Source organism: Peptostreptococcus russellii, from assembly GCF_900110295.1.
Classification (GTDB): domain Bacteria; phylum Bacillota; class Clostridia; order Peptostreptococcales; family Peptostreptococcaceae; genus Peptostreptococcus; species Peptostreptococcus russellii_A.
The window spans coordinates 1-6,675 of record NZ_FODF01000034.1 but is presented as its reverse complement, the minus strand read 5'-3'; the positions used below and the strand labels follow the sequence as shown (position 1 = coordinate 6,675).

General features: G+C 30.4%; 4 protein-coding genes. All 4 read left to right on the top strand.

The window, feature by feature from the left end; translation table 11 throughout:
* The first annotated feature begins 293 nt into the window (after window positions 1-293).
* On the top strand, window positions 294-1,679 hold the full coding sequence (locus tag BMY82_RS08835; RefSeq protein ID WP_091976187.1) for a radical SAM/SPASM domain-containing protein: 1,386 nt from the start codon (window positions 294-296) through the stop codon (window positions 1,677-1,679).
* A gap of 292 nt (window positions 1,680-1,971) precedes the next feature.
* On the top strand, window positions 1,972-3,570 hold the full coding sequence (locus BMY82_RS08830; protein WP_091976186.1) for a sigma-54 interaction domain-containing protein: 1,599 nt from the start codon (window positions 1,972-1,974) through the stop codon (window positions 3,568-3,570).
* A 236-nt stretch (window positions 3,571-3,806) separates the two neighbouring features.
* Window positions 3,807-5,009 carry a methionine gamma-lyase gene (gene megL / locus BMY82_RS08825; RefSeq protein ID WP_091976185.1) on the top strand — a complete coding sequence of 401 codons (1,203 nt, stop codon included), beginning with the start codon at window positions 3,807-3,809 and terminating at the stop codon, window positions 5,007-5,009.
* Between the two features lie 131 nt (window positions 5,010-5,140).
* Window positions 5,141-6,619: a Na+/H+ antiporter NhaC family protein gene (locus BMY82_RS08820; RefSeq protein ID WP_091976184.1), complete on the top strand. Its 1,479-nt coding sequence runs from the start codon at window positions 5,141-5,143 to the stop codon at window positions 6,617-6,619.
* The last annotated feature ends 56 nt before the right edge of the window (window positions 6,620-6,675 follow it).

Below are 6,675 nucleotides of genomic sequence, written 5' to 3'. Positions count from 1 at the left end.
AAAATAAAAAAGTAAATTATTTAAATAAAATTCTTTTTTTAAAGAATTAAAATACAGTAAGAAAAAGTCAATAAAAATAAAAAAATATAGGAATATTATCATAATAAGTTAATAAAATTAAAACACGAAAAAGATTGATGACTTGACTTATTATAGAAAAAGGAATAACATTAAGATATACAGTTAGAAATCATACGATTTTTTTTACTTATTATAACATTTGTAAATAGCTTTTAGCACTGTGTTTTTCGTAATTTATGTAGTAATACTTATATCGAAAGGAGGTTTTCTATATGGGAATTAAACACAATATAGAAAGAAAGATAGCTGCCAAGGGAATAGAGCAGGTTATTAAATCCATTAAGGACAAAGATATAGAAGAAAAGGAAAAAGCCATGCTTAATCTTGTCGATATATATCAAAAACACGCAGGAAACATGTTTGATGAATCTATTTATGACACGGTAAGAGAGATGATAAAAGACAAAGATGGAAAATGGATTAATTATGTATACGATAAGATGGATCGCTTAGATACAAATGTAATTAAAATGACTGCTTTAAACTTAGGATTTACAGCAGCATATTATGGTAAAAAAATAATAAATGAAAAAAGAGTTGAATATGGATGTAACGTCCCATGGTTAATACTTATGGATCCAACGAGTGCTTGCAATATGAAATGCAAGGGATGTTGGGCTTCGGAATATGGTCACAATCAAAGTTTGTCATTTGAGGAACTTGATGATATCATTAAGCAAGGTAAAGAACTAGGGATTTTTTTCTATATGTACACTGGTGGCGAGCCGTTAATGAGAAAAGCCGATTTGATAAAGCTATGTGAAAAACACAGAGATTGTTATTTTGTAGCCTTTACAAATGGTACGTTAATTGATGAGAAGTTTGCTGATGAAATGGCAAGGGTAGGAAATTTTTCAGTAACTCTTAGTGTAGAAGGTTTCGAGGAAGAAAACGATAGCAGGCGCGGAGAAGGTTGTTTTGATAAAGTAATGCATGCTATGGACATTCTTAGAGAAAGAGGGCTCATATTTGGAACATCTATTTGTTATACAAGCAAAAATATAGAAACCGTTCTTTCTGATGAATTCTTAGATATGATAATAGATAAGGGGGCAATGTATAGTTGGTACTTTAACTATATGCCAGTTGGAAATGATGCTCTTCCAGAGTTGATACCTACAGTTGAGCAAAGAGAATATATATATCATAGAGTAAGAGAGGTAAGAGCCTTGGAAGGTGGAAAACCAATAATGTTGCTAGATTTCCAAAATGATGGTGAGTATGTAGGTGGATGTATTGCAGGTGGAAGAAATTACCTTCATATTAATTCAGCAGGAGATGTAGAACCTTGTGTATTTATACACTATTCCAACTCAAATATAAGAGAGAATACACTTTTAGAAAGTTTAAAATCTCCTTTATTTATGGAGTATAGGAATGGACAACCATTTAATGATAATCATCTTCGACCTTGTCCAATGTTGGAGAATCCAGAACTTTTGAGAGAAATGGTTAACAGATCTAAGGCACATTCTACGGATTTAATATCTCCAGAAAGTGTAGAAGATTTGACTGATAAATGTAAACCATACTCTCAAGAATGGAAGAAAAAAGCAGATGAATTATGGGAAGAATCACAAGAGAGAGAGAGAGCTTAAAACTTTACATAGAGCTATTGATATTAAAAGCGTCAATTTTAAAAATATTATAGAGAATAGTAATTTATTAACTGGATAGGATATAGAATAACTATAGGATAATATTATTAATTTTTAAATAAGGGGTAACGTAGTTTGCTCCTTATTTTTTATTTTTTGATAAAAAAATACCAACACTAAATTAAATTTAAATGGCAAATCAAATAAAATAATTAGAAAAATAAGCCCTATTTCATTTTTGCCTTTTTATTACCGAAATTATATAATGTAATCTATAAAAAGGGGTGATTAAATGAGCAATTTTATTAGATATAGATTAAATACAAAAGATAGACCAGGTGTTACCTCAGATGTTTTAACTGCATTAAAGAAGTATAATGTAGATTTAAAACTTTTAGAAGTCAAAAGTAAAGAAATTCTTATAAAAATAGATAAAAGTAATAAAGATATTATTCTTAATCATGTAGATGAAGTTGAAAGTGTAGAAAGTATTGAGGAAATCAAGTATACCGATAGTGAAATGGATGAAATTAATATGGTTAGGCTTATTGACTCTATAGATGAGGGTATAATGTCAGTAGATGAAAATTATAAAATAGTTACATTTAATAATGTTTGTGAGGAAATGTTTTTTATAGATAAATCAAAGGTCATAAATAAAGACATCTCAGAAATAAGTTCTTTAAAAAGTATTGTTAAAGAGATATTTGAAGGAAAACCGAAGTTTGATTATAGAGATATTAGATTTGAATTTGCAGGAAAAAGTATCAGAAAATTAGTAAGTTGCAGAAAGATAATGGATAACAATGAAAAAATAGTAGGTGTGACATTTATTTTTAAAATATTTGATAACTCAATAAGAATATCCGTTTTGATGAATGAAAAAGAAGATGAAAAAACAAATCTTATAGGAAAGAGTAAGAGCATAAATAAAATAAGAAAATATATATCTATAGCAAGTGATAGTAATTCCAGTGTGATGATTTTGGGGGAAAGTGGAACTGGAAAAGAGGTTGTAGCAAAAGAAATAGTTTATAATAGCGAACGTTTCGATAAGCCATTTGTATCTATTAATTGTGCAGCATTGCCAGATGATTTAATAGAAAGTGAATTATTTGGTTATAAAAGAGGTGCTTTTACGGGTGCAAATAACGATAAAAAGGGTCTTTTTATGGAAGCCAATCATGGTACTTTATTCCTTGATGAAATTGGAGAGATGGGACCACTTACTCAAGCAAAACTTTTAAGAGTATTGCAAGAAAATAAGATTAGAAGAGTGGGATCTACAGAAGAAGAAGAAATAGATGTAAGAATAATATGTGCGACAAATAGAAATTTAGAAGAAATGGTTAAAGAAAAAAAGTTTAGAGAGGATTTATATTATAGATTAAATGTTCTTCCAATAAAAATTTCTCCTCTTAGAGAAAGAAAAGAAGATATACCCCTTTTGGTTACGCATTTTATTTCAGTTTTAAATAAGAAGTTAAATAAAAATATTGAGGGTTATAGTCAAAGTTATATAAATAAGATGATGGAATTTGAATATAGAGGTAATGTAAGAGAGTTAAAGAATGTGGTTGAAAGATCTATAAATTTATCTAAAGAGAATATTTTGACTTCAGATACAATATATACAACCGAGAAAATGATAGAAACTTTTTTTGAAGAAACAATTGAAACTAAAGAGATGAATTATAAAGATGAAAATAGCTATTGTGTAGATAGGGGTAAATCTTTAAAGGAATCAGTTGAAGAAATGGAAAAAAAAATAATAGAAGATATTATGAAAAATAGATGTGGTAGCATAAGGAAAACGGCAAAAGAATTAAAAATATCTCATACAACTCTTATAAATAAATGTAAGAAATATGGAATAGAATATTTAAAATAATTTGGTAAAAAGAACATAGATATAGTTATAGGTGGAAAAAAAATATTACAGTGTAAATAAATATTTACAAGAAAATGAGGAGTTCGTAAAAGATTATTTACAAGAAAAAACATAAGGGAAAATATTTTCCTAAAACTGTTGAAAATACAGCTTTTAAAATATGAAAAAAAGTTGGCATGTAAATTGCTTCTATAAAGGTGTAAAAATATTAGTTGAAAATTTTGGAGGTATTTACAATGGAAAGAAAAGCAGTAGAAAGTTTAGGATTTGGTTCAAAGGCAATACATGCTGGCAATTTTAAGGATTTAAATGCAGGAGCACTAGCTACACCTATTTACGCAACATCAACTTTTATATTCGATTCAGCTGAACAGGGTGGAAGAAGATTTGCTTTGGAAGAAGATGGATATATTTACAGTAGACTAGGAAACCCTACAACTAAAGTAGTGGAAGATAAAATAGCTATACTTGAAGGTGCAGAAGCTTGTGCAGCAGCAGCATCAGGTATTGGTGCAATATCATCAGCACTATGGTCAGCTTTAAAGGCTGGTGATCATGTAGTAGCATCAGATACTTTATATGGATGCACATTCTCACTATTAAATCATGGTTTAACTAGATTTGGTGTGGAAGTAGACTTTGTGGATATTACTGATCCTGAAAATGTAAGAAAGGCTATGAAGCCAAATACAAGAGTAGTTTATCTTGAGACACCAGCAAACCCTACATTAAAGATTTCCGATGTTAGAAAGATTTCTGAAATAGCTCATGAAAATAAGGATTGTATGGTATTTGTGGATAATACTTTCTGTACACCATTTATTCAGAGACCGCTTACATTAGGTGCAGATGTAGTACTTCATTCAGCAACTAAGTATCTAAATGGACATGGAGATGTTGTAGCAGGTTTTGTAGCAGGTAGTGCTGAGTTTATTACACAGGTAAAATTATTTGGAATAAAAGATATGACTGGTGCAGTTCTTAGCGCGTTCGATGCATTCTTAATAGGAAGAGGATTAAAGACACTAGAAGTAAGAATGAAGCAACATTGTGCTAATGCTAAGAAGGTAGCCGAATTCTTAGAGGAACATAAGGCAGTAGATAAGGTATTTTATCCTGGTCTTGATAGTTTTGAACAGAAAGAACTTGCAGCAAGCCAAATGCAACTTCCAGGTGCAATGATAGCATTTGAATTAAAGGGTGGAGTAGAAGAAGGAAAGAAACTTCTTAACTCATTAAATATGATTAAGTTAGCAGTTAGCTTAGGTGATGCTGAAACGTTAATTGAACATCCAGCTTCAATGACTCATTCACCTTATACGAAGGAAGAAAGAGAAGCTTCAGGAATATCTGACGGACTAGTAAGAATATCTGTTGGTCTTGAAAGTGTAAATGATATAATAAATGATTTAAATGAATCTCTAAATAAGTTAGTATAATTTCATAGTAGTATATATGCTTTATAAAAAGTAAAGTCATCTAATTAACATAATATAAAATATAAGAAACATTTAATAAATGCAATCCATTTTGGGTTGCATTTATTAAAAGTAAAAAAAGAGGTATGCTAATGAAGAAAAAAAATATAGAAAACAATGTTGATGAAATAGATGAAGTAAAAGTCTCTGGTGGAGAAAACGGTGTAGAAGCAAATGGAAAGGCTCTAATACCATTTTTAGTTTTTGTAGGAGTATACTTGGGAAGTGGAATTATACTTCAACTAAAGGGTGTAGAAATGGCTTTCTATCAGTTTCCGGCTCCACTAGCAGTAGTTATAGGAGTGATATCAGCATTTATCTTAATAAAAGGAGATTTTAATGATAAATTCGATACTTTTATAAAGGGATGTGGAGATTCTAATATAATAATTATGTGTATAATTTATTTATTAGCAGGTGGTTTTGCTTCAGTATGCAAAGCCATGGGTGGAATAGATTCAACAGTAAATCTTGGATTAACATACATACCAACTGAGTATTTGGCAGCAGGTGTGTTTATAATATCAGGTTTTATTGCCACAGCTACAGGAACTTCCGTTGGGAGTGCAGCTGCGGTAGGGCCAATTGCAATAGCAGTGGCAGAAAAATCTGGAACTTCATTACCGTTAATGATGGGATGTGTATTAGGAGGGATAATGTTAGGCGATAACTTATCTATAATATCAGATACAACGATAGCATCTACAAGAACACAAGGATGTGAGATGAAGGATAAGTTTAAACTGAATTTATGGCTTACAATAATACCAGCAATAATAACAGTAATTTTATTAATAGTTTTTGGAAAGCCAGAAACAGCAGTTCAAGTAGAAAGCTACGATTTTAATGTAGTAAAAGTATTACCTTATGTGCTGGTTTTAGTTTCCGCTGTTGCAGGGGTAAACGTTTTTGTAGTTTTAATTGCAGGAATTATTTTTGCAGGTGGAATAGGATTATTTTATGGAGATCTTAATTTACTTACATTTTCACAAGCTATTTATAAAGGATTTACAGGAATGACCGATATATTTTTACTTTCTCTATTAACTGGTGGATTGGCAGAGATGGTAAATAAAGCAGGTGGAATATCATATCTTCTTGTAAATGTACAAAAGTTTATAAAGGGTAAAAGATCTGCCCAATTGGGGATATCAGCATTAGTATCAATAACAGATATAGCAATAGCTAATAATACGGTAGCAATAATTATAAACGGTGAAGTAGCAAAAAGACTTTGCTATAAATATAAATTAGATCCAAGAAGAAGTGCCGCCTTATTGAGCACATTCTCTTCTGTATTCCAAGGTCTTATACCATATGGCGCACAAATGCTTATAGTAACAAGTTTTGCAGGTGGAAGAGTATCTCCATTAGAACTTCTTCCTTATGCTTGGTTTATCTATCTTTTGGCGATATCAGCGATAGTATCGATATTTATACCTTTTTCTGATGGGCTTGTTAGAAAAGATCCGTGGGACTTTGAACATCAAGTAGCTTCAAGTAAGGTTTTAAAAGAAAAAAAGCATAATGAAAATAATACACTGGGGAATAGTATAGTAGAAGTCAAATAATGAGATATTAATATATATTAATATCATTATGTTTTAAAAAGTCTTTCATATGAAAG

Excerpts from the sequence above, each read along its gene's own strand:
- BMY82_RS08835 (WP_091976187.1), top strand. The coding sequence starts at position 294 with ATGGGAATTAAACACAATATAGAAAGAAAGATAGCTGCCAAGGGAATA.
- BMY82_RS08830 (WP_091976186.1), top strand. The coding sequence starts at position 1,972 with ATGAGCAATTTTATTAGATATAGATTAAATACAAAAGATAGACCAGGT.
- megL (WP_091976185.1), top strand. The coding sequence starts at position 3,807 with ATGGAAAGAAAAGCAGTAGAAAGTTTAGGATTTGGTTCAAAGGCAATA.
- BMY82_RS08820 (WP_091976184.1), top strand. The coding sequence starts at position 5,141 with ATGAAGAAAAAAAATATAGAAAACAATGTTGATGAAATAGATGAAGTA.